The organism is Bifidobacterium sp. wkB338, from assembly GCF_003688325.1.
In the GTDB taxonomy this organism is placed as follows: domain Bacteria; phylum Actinomycetota; class Actinomycetes; order Actinomycetales; family Bifidobacteriaceae; genus Bombiscardovia; species Bombiscardovia polysaccharolytica.
In genome coordinates this window covers 1-17,441 of record NZ_NPOR01000007.1, presented here as the reverse complement: position 1 = coordinate 17,441, position 17,441 = coordinate 1, and the positions used below count along the sequence as shown (strand labels likewise).

The window sequence follows — 17,441 nt, the reverse complement described above, 5'->3', positions numbered from 1 at the left end:
TTCTTACTCGTGCGAAGCGTGTGACAGCTGTCGCTGTTCCCTCCGGTAGCGACGAGCTGCTATGACACCCCCCATGCCGATCATGCCGGTGGTCAGGGCGAGCAGTATGCCTTCCCCGCCGGCCTGAGGGAGCACGCCCAAAGGCGTGTAGGTATATCTGAGGGTGGTGTCCGGCTTTTGGGCTGCGCCGCCCAGCGTGTAGTCGACGCTGACCGTGACCGTGCCCGGCTCATGAGCGGGTGTGACCACTGTGACGCTGCCGTCATCTTGGCTTTTGGGTAGGTCCTTTACGACGGTGCGGTCGAATGTGATGCCGGTGATCACCGGCTGCAGGTTGAACACTACTGGTACTGGGGCTAAACTCCGACTCCCTGCGTCGGGATTGCCGAGTTGGCCATAGTAGTTGTATCCCCATGTTCTGGCGCTCCCCTCCTCGTCGATTGCCAACGAATGCCAGCCTCCACTACTGATCTGTGTAGCGTTCAAGCATGGGCCTAGTGAGCTTGTGGATTGGGTGGAGGCGAATACCTTCACCGGAGAATGCTGATCATTCGTGGTGTTGTTGCCGAGCTGGCCATACTCATTACTCCCCCATGCCCAGGCCCTTCCCTCCTCGTCGATTGCCAGCGAATGCTTAAATCCGGCGCTTGCTTGTATTACTTTCACCTCCTTGTTTTCGGTGGTGGGGAATTGTACGGACGCGGGAAGAGAATTCGCGTTTTTGCCGCTGGTGCTCCCGTTGCCGAGTTGGCCATAATAGTTGTATCCCCATGCCCAAGCCTGGCCATCAGTGTCGATTGCGAGCGAGTGCCAGCCTCCTGCACTGACCTGTACAGCTGTAACGCTGCCTGACTCTTTCTTGGGGTATTGCACCAGCGTGGGAGCGGTATTTGTACTACTATCGCCGTTGCCGAGTTGGCCATACCTGTTGTATCCCCATGCCCAGGTGTTGCCTTCATTGTCGATTGCCAGCGAATGCTCATACCCGGCACTTGCTTGTATTACTTTCACCTCTTTGTCCTCAGTTATGGGGAATTTTGCGCGTACCGGAATAGAATTCGCGACATTAGACGCACTGCTAGTGCCGTTGCCGAGCTGGCCATAGTGATTACGTCCCCATGCCCAGGTGCTTCCATTTGCATCAATTGCCAGCGAATGTTCGCCTCCGGCACTCACTTGTATGGACTTCAGTCCCGTGGTCGCATTGGATCTGGTAGCGGGGTCACGCACTCGCAAGGGAGCAGTGGAATAACCGCCGTTGGTATTGTTGCCAAGCTGGCCATATGTGTTGTCTCCCCAGGCGTACACGTATCCGTCGCTGCCCAGGGCAAGCGAATGCCCATCTCCGGCGCTAACCTGTACATAGGTGAAATCATTTGGTAGATTCGTATATATCATGGGATTGGGCTTCTTCACCACGACCGGCTTGTCTCGTTGAGTAGTGGTCCCATCGCCAAGCTGGCCATAGTCATTGTTCCCCCAAGCGTAGGCGTTTCCATCACTGCCCACAGCCAAGGAAAAAGCAAACCAAGTGCTTTTTGAGCTGCTGATCTGGTTGAATTTGATGCCGCTGATATTGGCGGGTGGGGTGATGGTGGTCTGTTGCCCGCCAAGCTGGCCACCCTTGTCAGGGTTGATCTTCCAAGTGTTGCCCGGGTTCTTGGGTGTCCATTTGGCGGTGAGCGTGAGGTTGTCTGTGACAGGCTTGCTGAAGTCGTAGGCGACGTTTTTGATGAACCACCCGTCAAACAGGTAGCCTTGACGGGCCGGATCGGGGGAGGGCCGCTGTACCCTGCCGTACGGATAGGAGACCTTCTGGTTGCTGGGTGTCGGGTCTCCCTCGCCTGTGTTGAAGTAAACCGTGTAGCTGGTTTCTGTTTCGGTGTCCCTGGTCAGCGGCTGGTCTACGGTGTATTGGAGACTTTTGGTGAAGGTCTGGTCATCCTGCCTGCCGACGAGTGTGATGGTGGTTGGTCCGGGCTTGTGGGCTGGGGCATCTGCCTGCCAGGTATGATTCTTTCCGGTGAGTTTCAGCGGCTGGCTGTCCATACTGGCTGATTCAAGGGTGGGCACCTGAGTGGTGTTGAGCCTGACCGGTTTGCTGAGTTGGCCTTGAGCGTCCAGACTCCACGTGAGTATGCTGCCATGCTTGTCGATGGCGGTGATCTTGCTGCCAACACTGGCGGCTTGTACGTACTTCTGATTCCCGTTGTATACGCGCATCGGCGTTTCGCTGGGCTTCCACGTCCAAACGCATCCCTCTGTGTCTGTGATCAAGGCCTGGTCCTCGTTGGCGATGATCCAGCTGGTCTGCGCGCCGTCCGGCAAGCCGACCAGGTTCATGTTGGTTGTGCCGTCGGCCAGGTACCAAGCCTGACCGTCCGCGGCCAGGAGGAACCCCTGGTTGAGAGCTGCTGCTTGGATGATGCGTCTGCCCTGGTCCTGCTTGACGCGTGCTGGTTCGGCTTTTCCAATCTTGCTCGTCTCACAGGCCCAGGCCTGCCCGTCCGCGTCCAAGATGAGGATCCGCTTGTTGGAGGCGGCGGCGAGGATGGCCTGCGCTTTTCCGGGCAGGCTGGTTGCGGCTTGTTCTGTCGGTTTTATGCTCTGGTTGTCTATTGGGTCGGTTTGGAAGAGGTGGACTTGTCCTTGCCGGTCCACCGCTAGCAGCTGATCATCGTGCATGCTGATGCTGGTGAACCCGGTGTTCTGGTCAGTGTTGAGGATGGTGGGCGTGGCTTGTGCGCTGGTCCAGGTGTAGATCTGCTGGTCGGATCCTAAGGCGGCATCCCAATGGCTGCCGGCTGCGGCCTGCAGGTAATGGAACCCGTCGGCAGTATGGGTGGGGAAGGGGACCTGCTTTGGTGTGCTTTCCTGCATCCATATGTAGATTCTGCCATCGCCGGTCAGTCCGACAGTCTGGTCGCCTGCGGCGTGGATATTGCTGAAACGTGGTTCTTGCTTGTCGGGCGGGCTGATGGTCAGACGGGCTCCGGAGGCGGGCCCGTGGTCCGGGCTCAGCGTCCAGTCCGTGATTTTCGACCACTGAGCTTTCAGGGTCATATTCCGGAGTACTGGGGTTTGGAAGTCATAGGGCTGGCCGTCAAGCGTCCACCCGTCGAACCGGAAGTCCTCACGTTGCGGATTCTTTTCCGGAGAGGTGGCTAAAGACCCGGTTTTCACGGCTGCTTTGGTTGGTGTGCTGCCGTCGGCCGGGTCGAAGTGCACCTCGTGTGCATCTTGATCATCCGTTTTTTCTGATGATTTAGCCGCAACGGAGTTTGTGCTGTCAAGTGTTCCCGTCGTTGATGACGGGGTGACTGGACTCGCTGTTGGGCTTAATGGTGTGGTGGCTTGTAATACCGATGGTGAGGGCAGTGGTGTGCTGGTTGTGCTGCTGGGGGTAATGCCTGGGGTTTGTTTAGCTACGCGAGGGGTCTGACGACCCCCCCCCCCCGGTGAGTACAGGAGCGTCCGCCTGGGCGGATGCGACGCTCAGACCTGTTAGTAGGCTCAGCAGGACGGTCGTCATTGCCAAGATGCGGCGCAGACGGAAAACCATATGCATGAAACCAAAACCCCTTCACCAAACGTCAAGCGGTGTCAAAGCCGCCTGCACATAACGTCTTGTCTGTCGGAAAGTCCTTCTGTCTTTCAATGCCGACTCAGCATCAGATTGCACGAGCCATAGCGGAAAGCCATCTGTTTTCCGACACCCCTATTTTCACCATACCACCAAGTTAAAAAGCAACACACGAAGTAATTTGTGGTAAGTGATTTGGAATTATCTGGTTTATAGACCGTGTCATCGTCGGTTTTTACGGCAGCACAGTAATTTCGATTAATCGCATCACTGGTGAAAGCGCTGCGTGAGCATTACCCTATTGAATCTCGCCCCCGCCACGATATTCATCACTGATTGGCCATAGAACGCTGATAAACAACTGAATCGGCGGGGGTTTCAGCATCTCAAAGCAGCCGACTATAGAAGCTTGCTCTTGCTTGGTCTGCAAAAAGACGACCCAGACAAGCATGGTAACAAGTAGCAAACAACCATAGGTTTTGTTCCTGACACGAAACAATAACCTCCAACGTCAAGAGCAGTTGCTTCCTTTATCGCTGTCGTGTGGTTGATCAATAAGTGTGGTGGGGATGCGGGAGGGGCGTCGGCTCACTTGGGGATTTGAGCCTTTAGTGACGCTTGCTTCCCTGCTCCCCTTATTCTGGCAGGAGGTGGGGGGGGGGATATATGCCCCCGGCCTTTCTTACTCGTGCAAAGCGTGCAATAGATGGTGTTGCTCTCTCCGGTGGCGGCGGGAGGCCAGCATCGCGCCCATGCTGGTCATGCCGGTGGCCAGGGCGAGCATGATGCCTTCCCCTCCGGCCCGGGGAAGAACGCCTGCAGACAGGTACGTGTATCTTGAAGGAGGTGTCGGTCAAAGTCTGTCCTGAGCCGCCCATCGTGTAGTCCACGCTGACCGTGACCGTGCCCGGCACGTGCGCGGGCGTGAGCACGGTGACGCTGTTGCTGTTGCTGATATTGTTCAGATTCGTGCCGGGGCTAGTGTCGAACCTGGCTGCGCTGATCACCCGAGACAGGTTGAACTCCACTAACACTGGGGCATAGGCATCTTTGTAGCTGTTGTTGCCGAGCTGACCATAGCCGTTGTATCCCCATGCATACGTGTATCCATCCTTGCCGATAGCCAGAGAATCCCAATTTCCCGCACTGACCAGAGTGCTGTTCAGACTTAGATCAGTGTTGTTTGGGGATCCAGGATTTCGCACTTTTGCTGGTTGTCTGTGAACAGTGGAACTGTCATAGTTGGTATAACCGAGTTGGCCGTAATCGTTTCGTTCCCACGACCATGAAATTCCATTGTTGTTGACAGCTAGGGACGTGTCGTATCCCGCACTGACCTGGCTGGCTTTGAAGGGGATAGTGGGATTGTCGGGATTATATGTTCGGGCTGGGGGAAGAATATCATCATTCGTCGTATTCTGTCCGAGTTCGCCCCAATAATTCCATCCCCACGACCAGGTGTTTCCTTGGGCATCAATCGCCATGGAATGCTCAAAACCGGCGCTGATCTGAACGCTTTTCAAGCTTTTGCTTGTATCTTTGGGATTGTTCGGGTCGCATACACACCCAGGAACAGGATTCGCACCGTTGAAGCCGCTGCTGGTGCCGTTGCCAAGCTGACCAGACGTGTTGTGTCCCCATACGTACGCGTTACCGTCGCTGCCCACAGCCAAGGAAACACTATTGTGCATCTTGCCAGATCCAATTGAATTGCTGATTTGGTTCACTTTAACGCCGCTGCGGCTGTATGGCGGGGTGATGGTGGTGGTCTCATCGCCTGGCTGGCTTTCCTTGTTGGGGCTGATGGTCCAGCGAGGGGCGAGCATGATGTTTTTGGTGGCGGGTGTGCTGAAGTTGTAGGCGGTGTTGCCGGTGAATTATCCGTCGAACTGGTAGCCGTTGTGCGTCGGATCTGGGTTGGGCCGTTGCACTCGCCCGTACGGGTAGAGGATCTGTTGGGGTTGGGGTGCCTTGCCTCCTCCTGTTGTATTGAAGCTTACCATGTAGGTGGAGCCAGGCTGGGCGTCTCTGGACAGAGTCTGGTCGACCATGTATTTGAAGCTCCTGGTGAAGGACTGGTTGTTTTGTTTGCCGGTGATGAGGATGGCGGCTTGTCCGGACGTGTGTGCAGGTATATTCGTCTGCCAGGTGAGTGTCAGTGGCTGGCTGTCTCCACCGTGGGTGCTGTGCTGGCATTGATTCTGCCTGGCTTGCCCTGCCGTCATCGCCGATGCACGACGCAGACGAGAAGCCAGACGCATGAAATCAAAACCCCTCACATCGGCAAGCGAAGCCATCATCGCTTGCCTATAAACGTCTTGTCTGGCGAAAAGCTGCCCGGTGTGCCAGCGTCAGCACTGCACCAGTCGAAAAGGCCATGACGAAAAGCGCTCAGATCCTCAACACTTCAGCATTGAACATACCATCGAAAGAAAATATAGCTGTATTGTTAACCAACCGCGGTAGTAGCGAAAGCGACGCGTAAGCGGCGCACCGTCAATCAATATTCACCTTTAAGTCCTTGTCTGTCTGGCGATAGAATGAGCTGACATATCAGGCGTGAGGGAAGCGACGACCATAGTGACGACTTTGGACGATGTGGCCGGTGAGGCCGGGGTGTCGCGGATGACTGCATCCAATGCCCTACGGGGCAAATCCTCAGTCAAGCCCGCCACGGCGCGTCGGGTGTTGGAGGCGGCGCAACGTCTGGGATACCGGCCCAATCTGGCGGCCCGGCGACTCAGCTCGGGCAGGTCCGGGATCATCGGCTTCTCCACTGTGGAGCTGGACCGTTCGCCCTTCTCGGCGGCCCTGGCGGCGGCGGTATCGGATCAGGCCTTCAGCATGGGGTATCAGACGCTAATCCAGCAGACGCGGCAGATGGCCAGCTACGAGTCGTCCATGGTGGCAGACATCGCCACCCAATTTTGCGAGGGAACCATCCTGTCCGCGCCGGTCCTGTCAGCTGATTCTATCGCCGCGCTCAATCGGCGCTATCCCTTGGTGGTTTTCGACGGTCCGCGGCTGGACTCATCCGTAGACACCGTGCGCAGTCCTAACCGTCAGGGTGCCCAGGCAGCAGTGGAGCATCTGATAGACCATGGTTGTCGGCGGATTCTGGTTCTTGGCACCTCATACAAAACCCCAGACCAGCTGGCTCAGACCAGCCTAGGGCGGGAACAGCGACTCTTGGGTGCCATGCAGGCAGCACAAGGTCATGGAATCCGCCTGGGGCCTGAAGATGTGGTCGCCTGTGACTGGGATCAGGGCAGCGCCGACCAGGCCATGGTCGCTCTGCTGGCTCGCCGCAGGGATTTTGACGCGGTCTTCGCCCTGACGGATGTGGTGGCCATCGGGGCCCTGCACGCGCTAGGTGCACATGGTGTGCGAGTACCCGAGCAGGTAGCCCTGATTGGTTTCGACGGGCTGGAAGTGTCCCGCTTCCTTACACCTGCCCTTTCGACCATTCGCGTAGACACTGACCGGGTGGCGGTCGAGTGCCTGCGACTGCTCATGGCTCGGATGAAGGATCCGTCCGGTAGACATCAGCCCGAGCAGGTGGACCTGCCCTTCACACTGGTGGAGGCTGGCAGTACAGCCCGGTTCTGAACTCTTCAACCGCGAATCAGTGCCAGAGTCAGCAGGTCAGGGGTGGGGCCTTCGCCTCCGGCTTGGACCTGTACCCTGACAGCCCGGTCGGGCAGAGCGTTCAGTCCACGACCGGTCAAGGGGTAACGGTCCAGTATTCTGCCGTTTTCGTGGCTTCTTACGGGCTGGCCCAATTCCAGGCCTTCGGTCCGCAGGGAGTAGGGTGCGGCGCTGTGCTGGTCCCGCATGGCAACCTCCAGCATTTTCGCGCCGCCGGTGGCATCCCGCAGCCGGTATGAGAAGCAGCCCCCAGCCAGGGCGTGACGGGTGTTGATTCCCTCAATCAGCTCCTGCCGGTCATTCCTGCCCTGATACTCGTGGTCGATTTCGGACTGCTGGGACCCGCAGTCCACCCGGTCGCAGACCTGCAGCTCATGGGCCTGCTCCTGTGCATCGATCTCTTCCAGGGCTCGGTGAACACGGTCCTTATCGCCATCCTTCGCCCAGGGTAGGTAGACCGAGTATCGCGAGGCTTCGATGGAGGTGAAGGGGACCAGTAGCAGGCGCGAATCGGTCCACCCTTGTTTTCCGGTCTTGGGTCTGGAGACGGCCACTTCTATGGCGCCGTCGTCCTGGGGGTGGGACAGCAGGAAGTCCTGGGGCGCTCCCTGGAGCACGGGCAGGTCGCCCAGCGGACGCAGGGGACCGGAGGCGATGTGCCCGGCACGGGAGTCGTCAGCCTTCAGGCCTATCAGGTCGGCATCGTCGCTACGGGCGGCCATGACCTTGACGCCGCGCAGCAGGCTGACCCAGTCCGAACCGTCCGGCAGCGGCTCGGCAGTCACCCGGACCTGGTGGCGCAGCTCCAGGCTCACTCGGCCGGTCCAAGTCAGATGCAGGTGGTCGAAGCGGGGGCCGCCATCCGAATCGGACTTCGCCGGCTCGACGGTCATGTTTGCCTGGCCTTGCCTGATCCGGTAGTTGGCATCCTCCAGCCACCAGGGATGACGCAGGTAGAGGTCCAGGGTCTGCTGGCTTTGGTCGTCGGCTTCTAGATCCAGGCATCCAATATTGGTGGTCCCGGGGCCAGGAGCGTAGGCCAGGCTGATCCGCAGCCCGCGCTGGGACCAGTCCAGGCTGGCAGGGATGAAGAGGTTGACCGCCAGAGACGCGGATTCCTGGTCAGGATTCTTTCCGGGTCGGCGCTCGAAGATCATGGCGCCGTAGCGGGCGTGGTTTTCCAGGCCGGTGCCCACGCAGCACCAGAAGGAACGCTGTGCGCTGGAATAGACCCTATAGTGCCGGGGTCGCATGGGGGTGAAGTAGACGAAGCCATGCTCGCGGATGCCCACCGTGGAGACCAGATGGTTGACCAGTACCCGCTCATAGAAATCCAGGTAGCGGGCTTGTCCGGTGCGGTCGTAAAGGCGCAGTGCCAGCTTGGCCATGTTGTAGCTGTTGCAGGTCTCCAGGCCTTCGCGGGAGGTGACCATGGCCGAGAAATCATCGGGTGGATTGAAATGCTCGGAGACGGAATGGGCCCCGATGGAGACCGTGCGCTTGTCCACCACCCCATGCCAGAAGGTGTCCACGGCTTTGCGGAAGGCCTCGTCTCCGGTGATCTCGGCCAGACGCTCGTAGCCCAGGACCTTGGGTATCTGTGTATTGGCGTGCAGGCCGGTCAGCTGGTCCTTGCCGGCGGCCAGCGGCTCGAAGAAGGGGCGGTCGGTCAAGCGACGGGCCTGGCGGAGATAGCGGTCCTTTCCGGTCAGCTGATAGAGGCGGGCGAAGGCCTCGTTCAGGCCCCCGTACTCGCAGGTCAGCATGGTCTGAAAATTCTGTTCGTCGATATTATCCACCAGGTCGCACCACCAGTCGGCCAGGCGCAGGACCATAACGCGGGCCATGTCGGAGGCGCTCTTGGTTTGGAAGGACTGCCAGCAGTCCATCAGACCGGCGAAGAGCTTGTGCAGGTTGTAGAGGGGCACCCAGGAGCCCAGCAGATCGAAGGACTGGGCCTGCACGTGGTCCTGCCGCAGGTTCCGGAAGAGCTCGGCGCTGTGAGGCATGCCGCCCAGAAAGCCGTCGCCCGAGGCATCCTGGCACTCGAGCAGGCCGGTCAGCATGCGGGTGGCGCGCTCCAGAAAGGGCCAGGTTTGCAGACTCTGCCAGTAGGCCGCCAGTCCGGACAGGTAGTGGCCGCCGATGTGGCCGTCCAGACCCATGGATTCCCAGTTGGGGTATGGATTCGCCTTGGCGGGCAGACCTGCCTCGCGCCGATAGGGGGCCAGGAGGCGATCGGGATCCAGACTGAGCAGGTAGTCTGAGCCGGCCTGCTGTGCATCGGCATAGATGCTGCCGGGGGTCAGTCGGACCTGGGATGGTGCGAAGCGGACATCCGGTCCAGGATGGTTTTGCGCTGATTGGGATTGATGGCGTGCGTCGGTCATGGCTCCTCCTTGCGACGATTCGACGGCTGTGTTTGGGGTGCCGTTCGGACAGGCCTGCGGTGGCTGAGCTGTCGGCGTTGCTGACGTTAATTGTAGCGCTACATATACGGTAATGTCGCGGTATAAGCCATTGTCCATGTTGGCGATGTTGCCATGCGATGCCATTGCCGCTCTGAAGGAAGTATATGGGTGGCCCCATTGCGTCGGGGGAGTTGGGGCCACCCCTGTGGTCCGGGCTTTGTGTTGGGGATAGTGATAACCCGGACCTTCTTACACAAGAGAAGTCTTTATTGTTGTCGGCTGAGGGTTCCCAGCCGGTGGCGTCTGGCTGCTGCAGCGCATGCGAAGGCGAGCAGCCCGGCGACTAACAGGGGAAGCAGGCCGCCTCCTCCTGCCGAGGGCAGCAGGCTGATGGAGGTGTACCGATACGTGTTGCTGGTATCGGGGGTTTGGGCTGCTCCATCCAGCCTCCAGTCAATGGTGACGGTTGACGTGCCGGGCATGTGTGCCGGCGTGGTCGCCGTCCAGGTGCCGTCGTGGTTCTTGGTCAGGTCAGGGGCTTCCACATTGTCGAACAGGACATGCGTGGGGGTGCCTTGCCCGGGGAAATTGTCCATGGCCGGGCTGGCGGCCTGGGTGTTGCCGGCGTCGCGGCCCAGCTGACCATTGGTGTTGTTTCCCCAGCTGTAGAGGTTGCCGTCAGAGCCCAGGGCCAGACTGTGCCATGCTCCTGCGCTGGCTTGGGTGAACGTGATGCCTGCCGGCGTATCGGTTTTGCCTGGCATGTCTGCCGGGGTTTTGCTGGTGTCGCGGCCCAGGCGCCCATGGCTGTTGTCTCCCCAGGTGTAGAGGTTGCCGTCGGAACCTAAGGCGATGGAATGTTCGTCTCCTGCGCTGGCTTGGGTGAAGGCGAGATCTGTCGGGATGTTGGCTTTGCCTGGCTTGTCTGCGGGTGTGCTGTTGGTGTCGCGGCCCAAGCGTCCATTGTCGGGATTGCCCCAGGTGTAGAGGCTGCCATCGTCGCTTACGGCCACGGAGTGGCTTCCGCCTGCGCTGGCCTGGGTGAAGACGATGCCTGCAGGTGTGTCGGCCTTACCGGGCTTGTCTGCCGGAGTGCTGGTGGTGCTGCGTCCGAGTTCGCCGTGGGTGTTGCCACCCCAGGTGTACGCATTCCCCTGAGTGTCGAGAGCCACTGTGTGGCACCAGCCAGCACTGACGCTACTGAAAGTGACGTCTGCCGGAGTGTCGGCTTTTCCAGGCTTGTCAGCAGGGATGCTGCTGGTGTCGCGGCCCAGTCGGCCGGCGCTGTTGTCTCCCCAGGTGTAGAGGTTGCCGTCCGAGCCCACGGCTACCACATGCGATCCGCCTGCGCTCGCCTGGGTGAAGGTGACGCCTGCCGGGGACTCCACCTTGTTGGGCCTGTTGGCTGGTTTGCTGCTGGTGACGGCACGGCCCAGCTGGCCTCGGCTGTTGTCTCCCCAGGTATAGAGGCTGCCATCGGAGCCCAGGGCCACGGAAAATCCATAGCCTGTGCTGGCATGTACGAAGTTGACGCCTGCAGGGGCCTCCGCTCTGCCGGGATGGCTGTCCTGCTTGTCGGCGGTGTCGCGGCCCAGCTGCCCATGGCTGCTGTTGTCTCCCCAGGTGTAGAGGCTGCCATCGGAGCCCACAGCCGCGGAATGGAGGTCTCCTCCGTCGACTTGGCTGATGCGGATGCCGCGTTTCATCGGCGGGGTCAGTGTGACGGTCTGGCCGCCTGATTCGGGACCGCTGGCCTTGTCGAGCTTCCACTTGGTGTCGGCACTGCTCCAGTGGGCGGTCAGGTTCACCTTGCCGGTGACCGGCCTGCTGAAATCGTAGGCTGTATCGCCGGTGAACCATCCGTCGAACAGGTAGCCCCTCTTGGTTGGATCCTTGGCGGGGCGTTTCACATGGTCGCCCTCCGTCACGAGTTGGAGGTAGAACCCACTGCCACCGGCGGGGTCGAAAGCGATAAGGTAAGTGCCCAGGTACCTGTAGGGCAGATGCGCGTCTGGACGCTTGCCGTTCATCTTCCAGGTGACGGCCACATCCACCCCGCCATGCTCATGTCTGGGTGTGGTGACGCTCCAGGTGCCGTCCGTGTTGGCGGTCAGGTTGGTGCCGGGCGTCCCGCCGAAACTCACCTTGTCGGGTTTGGGATCCTCGGGGAAGGCGACCATGCCGGGACGGCTGTCATAGTTGCCGCTGGTGCGGCGTCCCAGCTGGCCGTACTTGTTTTCTCCCCAGCTGTAGAGGTTGCCGTCGGAGCCGATGGCCAGGGAATGGGAATAGCCTGCGCTGACCTGGGTGAATTTTGCGACGCCTGTCGGCATGGTCACCTTGCCTGGCTTGGTACCGTATAAAGCCGATCCGGTGTCGCGTCCCAGCTGGCCCCGATTGTTTTCTCCCCAGCTGTAGAGGTTGCCGTCCGATCCCAGGGCCAGGGTATGCCTGAGTTCTGTGCTGACCTGGGTGAATTTCGTCACGCCTGCCGGCATGGTCACCTTGCCCGGTCTGCCGTTACGGTAGGGATAACCGCCGGTGTCCCGTCCTAGCTGGCCGTGTTCGTTCCATCCCCAGCTGTAGAGGTTGCCGTCTGAGCCGGTGGCCAGGGATGTCCACTCTCCGGCCGCGATCCAAGTGAATTTTGTGATGCCTTCCGGGGTGGGCACTTTGACCGGTTGGCCGTCTTTTCCCGCCAAAGCGGTGTCGCGTCCCAGTTCGTCATAACTGTTGTCCCCCCAGGTGTAGAGATCGCCGTCCGAGTCGAGGGCCATTGAGTAGAAGGTCCCTGCGCTGAGCTGAGTGATTTTCGTAATGCCTGCTGGCATGGGCACCTGGTCTGGCTTGACGTCGTATGGGGCGGAACCCGTGTCGCGTCCCAATTCACCGTGCTTGTTTTCTCCCCAGCTGTAGAGGTTGCCGTCTGATCCTAGGGCCAGGGAATGCCATTTTCCTGCGCAGGCTTGGGTGAAGCGGACGCCGGCCGGGGCAGTGACCAGGCCCGGCTGATTGTCTATCTCGGGGTCGTCTTTCGGGGACTTGCTGACGGTCTCGCGCCCCAGTTCGCCGTAACTGTTGTGTCCCCAGCTGTAGAGGTTGCCGTCCGAACCGATGGCCAGGGAGTGGTAGTAGCCTGTGCTGACCTGGGTGAAGTGGACACCATCTGGCGGAGTGATAAGGCTCGGCGTGCGCTTTTCTTCTTCAGGGGTTCCCAGTATGTAGTTGTTGTCTCCCCAGCTGTAGAGGTTGCCGTCCGAAGCGATGGCCTGGGAACCTTCTATTTTTGCAGGGATAATATGGCTGAAGCGTATCTCTGGTTTGGTGGGCGGGGTCAGGGTGATCTTGGCGTCCCCTGTGGTTTTCCCAGAGGTGGGGGAGAGGCTCCAGGCGCTGGTTCCCTTGGTCCAGTGGGCGGTCAGGGTCAGGTCTGTGGTGACCGGCTGTGTGAAGTCGTAGGCTATCTTGGAGTCGCCGTTGGCGTCTTTGGTGAACCAGCCGTCGAACTGGTAGCCCTTCCTGATTGGGTCCTTGGCGGGCCGGCTGGCCTGGGTGCCTTCGGCAATGGTCTGCGAGTCGACGTTGCTGCCGTCAGCGCTGTCGAAGATGACTTGGTACGAAGTTGAGTTCGTTTGCGGACGGCCGGATGTCGCAGTCGCCAGCCTGGGTGTGACCACGGGGGTTGCTGTGCTGAAGGATGCGTCTTTTTGCTGGCCTGTTGCGGTTTCTTCCAATTTGGTCGGCTGGGGTGGGTTGATTGTTTTCGCGGTGGCGTCGGCCGCAGTGAGGCTGCCGATAATCATGCTGGCTGGAAGAATGACGATGACCTTCAAAAGGTCTACAACAATGGCTGACCGGGAAGATGCGTCCGGATGGCACATGATCGCTACAAACCCCTTTCCCAAGATAAGGCGGTCAAATGATGAAAATCCCAAGTTTTTCATCGACTGCGTGCCGGGCACATTCCCGGTAGCTAGACAAACGTTAGCATACAGGGTCGGTCCAAAACGGAAGCAACACCCGGATAAATCAAGTAAAAAATGTTATGTCAAATTCCGAATTGTAAGGCTTTCTGTCTAGGAAGGGGTAAAAAAGAGGTGGGTGGCTCCGTTGTGTTGGGGGATTGGCGGGGCCACCCTGGTCGGCCGGGCCGTCTTGGGGTACGGCCCGGCTTGCTTACTCGGGTGAAGATTCTAGGCGTGCTGGATGCGGGTTTCCCGCCTGTGGCGTCCGGCCGCGACCGCGCCGGCTACGGCGAGCAGCCCGGCGGCGAGCAGGAGAACCGTGCTGCCGTTGCCGCCCGTCAGGGGCAGGGTGCCTTCGTAGGTGTAGGTCAGGTGGGCCTGGGTCTGGATGACGCCGCCCAGGGTCCAGTCCACGATCACATCAGCCCGCCCCGGACTGTGAGCGGGAGTGGCCAAGGTGACGGACCCGTCAGAATTCTGCTGCAGGTGGTCCACAGCCGTCTTGTCGAACTTGACACCGGTGATTTGCAGTTGTCCGAGCATTACTGGTACCGGCACAAGGCTTATGGCAGCGTCTACATATACCCCTGTGGGGATGCTGGTGTTGCCGAGCTGGCCGAACTCGTTGTCGCCCCAGCTGTACGCGTTGCCATCCTGGCCGATAGCCAGGGTATGGAGGCCTCCGACGCTGACTCGTGCGGGTGTGAATCCCTTGGCGGGGTTGTCTTGACCTGCAGGCGGTGACATCTGCACAGGCGTCTTCTGCGGGCTATTGGTGCTGTTGATGCCGAGCTGACCGTAGTTGTTGAATCCCCATGCCCAGGCTGTGCCGTTCTCGTCGCCGACTATGGTTTTGTTTACGCCGGCGCTGATCCATGCAACTTTGAATCCCTGGCTGGAGTCCTTGGGGCTCCGTACTTGCATGGGAGTTGACCGATTCTCATACCCGCCGTCGCCGAGCTGGGCATCGGCGCCGTATCCCCATGCCCAGAGGGTGCCGTCCTGGCCGATGGCCAGTGCATGGCAGTCTCCGGCGCTGATCCTGACTGCTTTGAAGGCCTTGCTGGCATCCTTGGGATCGGGCACGCGTGCTGGGTCGGCAGCATATTTTTTGCTGTAGTCTCCTGCGATTGTGCCGTTGCCGAGCTGCCCGTAGTTGTTGTATCCCCACGTGTATACGTTGCCGTCCGCGTCCAGGGCCATGATGAAGCTGTATTTGGCGCTGACCTGTACCGCATGTAGCCCCTGGCCGGAGCCGTTGGGGTCCTTGGCCAGGGTCGGTGTCGGCCTGGCCGTGCCGCATGAGTAGGCGGCGTAGTGCTCGCTGCCCCAGGTATAGACGCGTCCCTGCGGGTCGATGGCTGCCGAGTCGGAGGAGCCGGCGCTGATCTGGACGGCCTTGAAGGGCTGGCCGTCCGCACCCTTGACGGGCTGGGGCTTGGGGTGGTTTTTCGTGTCCTTATTGCCGTTGCCGAGCTGGCCCTGGTCGTTGGCCCCCCAGGCGTAGACAATCTGGTCGGAGCCGATGGCCACCACGTGGGCGCCGCCTGCCGCGACCTGCGTGTAGGTGAAACCGGAGTCCACGCCGTCCGGCAGGGGGACCCTGACCGGCGTGTTCTGCGTAGGCGTCTTGTCTGGATCCTGGCCCAGCTGGCCGTCCTCGTTGTCGCCCCAGGCGTAGGCGTTCCCGTCGCTGGCCACGCCCACGGAGAAGCCGCTTATTGCAGTGCCGGCGCTGACCTGGTTGAAGCGGATGCCGCGGCTGAGCCTGGGCGGGGTGATGGTCGCCTGCTGGCCGCCCATCGCGTTGCCCTTGTCTGGGCTGATCGACCAGCCGCCGGTGCTGGCGGGGCTCCAATGCGCGACCAGGGTGATGTCTCCGGTGACCGGCTGGCTGAAATCATACGCCACATCGGATTTGCCATCGGTGTCCTTGATGAACCAGCCATCAAACAGGAAGCCGTCCTTGGCCGGGTCTGTGGTGGGGCGTGTGGCCTGTTTGCCTATGGTGATCTGCTGCTGGCCTGGGGTCTGCTGGCCGCCGGCGCTGTCGAAGGTGACCGTGTAGGAGTTGATGTAGGTGTAGTCCAGGTGCGTGTCGGGCTGCTGGCCGTTCATGGTCCAAGAAATGGCTACGTCTACCTGTTCTTCCGGATGTGCGGGCGTTGTCACGTTCCACGTACCGTCAGTGTTGGCAGTCAGGTTTGCTCCCGCCTTATCGCCGAAGCTGACGCGGGTCGGCTTGGGCTTCTCAGGGAAGCCGACCACGCCCGCCTTGGTGGCGGAAGACTTGGTGGTGTCGCGCCCCAGTTGGCCGCTATCGTTGTTTCCCCAGCTGTACAGGTTGCCGTCCGATCCCATGGCCAGGGAAGAGGCCACACCTGCGCTAGCTTGAGCGAAGCTGACTCTCTCGGTCGGGGGTGGCAGTTTGCCTGGCTTTTTTCCTGGTATGCTGCTGGCATCTCGTCCCAGTTGGCCGCTATCGTTGTTTCCCCAGCTGTACAGGTTGCCGTGCGAATCGATGGCCAGGCAATAGGATTGTCCTGCGCTTGCTTGGATGATGTTTTGATCGCTTTCTGGTATGGATACTTTGCCGGGTTTGTTTTCTGGCGTGGTGCTGGTGTCACGTCCCAGTTGGCCGCTATCGTTGTTTCCCCAGCTGTACAGGTTGCCGTCCGATCCGATGGCTATGGAGAAGAGTTTTCCTGCGCTTGCCTGGGTGAATGATGTGACTCCGTCAGGTGGGTCAACGATGCCTGGCCGGTCTGCTGGCGTAGTGCTGCTGGGGGTGCGTCCCAGCCGTCCATCGCCGTTGCTTCCCCAGCTGTACAGGTTGCCGTCCGAATCGATGGCAAGTGAAAAGAAAGTACCTGCGCTGACCTGGGTGAAACGGATGCCTGTTGTCGGCGAAGTCACGATGCCTGGCCGGTTTTCTGGCGTGGTGCTGGTGTCTCGTCCCAGTGCTCCCTTGGTATTGCTTCCCCAGCTGTAGATGTTGCCGTTCTCATCCAGGGCCAGGGCATGCCATGCCCCTGCACTGACCTGGGTGAAGCGGATGCCTGTTGTCGGCGGAATGACGATGCCTGGCCGGTTTGCCGGTGCTTTGCTAGTGTCTCGTCCTAGCTGGTCTGTCGTATTGTCTCCCCAGCTGTAGATGTTGCCGTCCGAGCCGACCGCTAAGGAATAGTCGTTTCCTGCGCTGACTTGGGTGAATTTTTGGATGCCGGCCGGAGGGGTGATGATGCCTGGCTGATTGGCCGATAGGCCGCTGGTGTCTCGCCCCGACTCGACTCCCCAGCTATATATGCTGCCATCCGACCCCAAGGCCGCGGAATTTGAGTTTCCTGCGCTGGCATGGCCGAAGCGGATTCCACGTGAAGGAGGAGGGGTCAGGACCACTCTTGTGCCGCCGGCTGTAAGCCCCTTGACTGGGCTTATGCTCCAATCTTTGGTCCATTTGGCGGTCAGAGTGGTGTCTTTGGTGACGGGCTGGGTGAAGTCGTAGGCCACGTTGTCGGTGAACCAGCCGTCGAACGCGTATCCAGGACGAGCCGGATCGTTTGGCCTTTGGGCTTGGATGCCTTTGGAGACGTGCTGGTCCGGTGTGGTGGATCCACCTTCAGGATCGGTGAACTTGATGGTGTATTGCGTTGTTGCGCGTGTTTGGGGCTGGATGTCGGCGGTTTTGTCTTCGGTGCTGTTGTCTGGTTTGGGCGCGAGGGGGGATGTTGTGTTTAGGGGCGATGGGGTGGCCAGGGGTGACTGGAATGTTGGTGGTGTGGTTGCAGGTGTTGCGTTACTGGTGGAAGTGCCGGGGTTTTGCTTAGCTACGCG

Annotated in this window: 7 protein-coding genes; 1 reads left to right on the top strand and 6 read right to left on the bottom strand. The window is 60.0% G+C overall.

The window, feature by feature from the left end:
- Positions 1 to 3: 3 nt before the first annotated feature.
- The 3 genes from CI603_RS01245 to CI603_RS09145 form a co-directional block, all read right to left on the bottom strand.
- Positions 4 to 3,228 carry an InlB B-repeat-containing protein gene (locus tag CI603_RS01245; RefSeq protein ID WP_259465445.1) on the bottom strand — a complete coding sequence of 1,075 codons (3,225 nt, stop codon included), beginning with the start codon at positions 3,226 to 3,228 and terminating at the stop codon, positions 4 to 6.
- 990 nt (positions 3,229 to 4,218) lie between these two features.
- Positions 4,219 to 5,409 (bottom strand): hypothetical protein, encoded by a 1,191-nt coding sequence (locus tag CI603_RS01240; RefSeq protein ID WP_259465444.1) that lies wholly within the window; start codon positions 5,407 to 5,409, stop codon positions 4,219 to 4,221.
- 51 nt (positions 5,410 to 5,460) lie between these two features.
- On the bottom strand, positions 5,461 to 5,844 hold the full coding sequence (locus CI603_RS09145; RefSeq protein WP_259465443.1) for a hypothetical protein: 384 nt from the start codon (positions 5,842 to 5,844) through the stop codon (positions 5,461 to 5,463).
- A gap of 298 nt (positions 5,845 to 6,142) precedes the next feature.
- Between CI603_RS09145 and CI603_RS01235 the strand changes: the two genes are divergently transcribed.
- Positions 6,143 to 7,192: a LacI family DNA-binding transcriptional regulator gene (locus CI603_RS01235; RefSeq protein ID WP_121912725.1), complete on the top strand. Its 1,050-nt coding sequence runs from the start codon at positions 6,143 to 6,145 to the stop codon at positions 7,190 to 7,192.
- A 5-nt stretch (positions 7,193 to 7,197) separates the two neighbouring features.
- Here CI603_RS01235 and CI603_RS01230 read toward each other — a convergent pair whose 3' ends face one another.
- The 3 genes from CI603_RS01230 to CI603_RS01220 all read right to left on the bottom strand — a co-directional run.
- Positions 7,198 to 9,621: a beta-L-arabinofuranosidase domain-containing protein gene (locus CI603_RS01230; protein ID WP_183122188.1), complete on the bottom strand. Its 2,424-nt coding sequence runs from the start codon at positions 9,619 to 9,621 to the stop codon at positions 7,198 to 7,200.
- Between the two features lie 287 nt (positions 9,622 to 9,908).
- Complete coding sequence (locus CI603_RS01225) at positions 9,909 to 13,523, bottom strand: InlB B-repeat-containing protein (protein ID WP_183122187.1); 3,615 nt, start codon at positions 13,521 to 13,523, stop codon at positions 9,909 to 9,911.
- A gap of 312 nt (positions 13,524 to 13,835) precedes the next feature.
- Positions 13,836 to 17,441 (bottom strand): InlB B-repeat-containing protein (locus CI603_RS01220; protein ID WP_121912722.1); only part of this gene is annotated, 3,606 nt, incomplete at its 5' end.